The organism is Bacillus sp. SIMBA_026 (assembly GCF_046535335.1).
Taxonomy (GTDB): domain Bacteria; phylum Bacillota; class Bacilli; order Bacillales; family Bacillaceae; genus Bacillus; species Bacillus velezensis.
In genome coordinates this window covers 1-237 of the sequence record NZ_JAWRWX010000469.1, presented here as the reverse complement: position 1 = coordinate 237, position 237 = coordinate 1, and the positions used below count along the sequence as shown (strand labels likewise).

Annotated in this window: 1 protein-coding gene; it reads right to left on the bottom strand. The window is 66.2% G+C overall.

Features of this window, described 5'->3' with window-relative positions:
• On the bottom strand, positions 1-237 hold a 237-nt coding region (locus tag SB847_RS22195; protein ID WP_410578918.1), incomplete at both ends, for a glycosyltransferase.

The window sequence follows — 237 nt, the reverse complement described above, 5'->3', positions numbered from 1 at the left end:
AACCCGAAGCAAAAGCTTCCACGACCGGCAACCCGAAACCCTCGCACAGCGACGCGAACACGAGCGCACTTGCCGACTGCAACAGCGCGCGCACGTCATGATCAGGCAGATACTCGAGCCAGCGAACACTACTGCTCTCGTCCGCGCGCAGGCGCGCGACGAGTTGCTCGCAGCCCCACCCGGCCCGTCCGACGATCACCAGAGGGAAATCGCGACGCAGGCCCGCAGGCAGGCTCG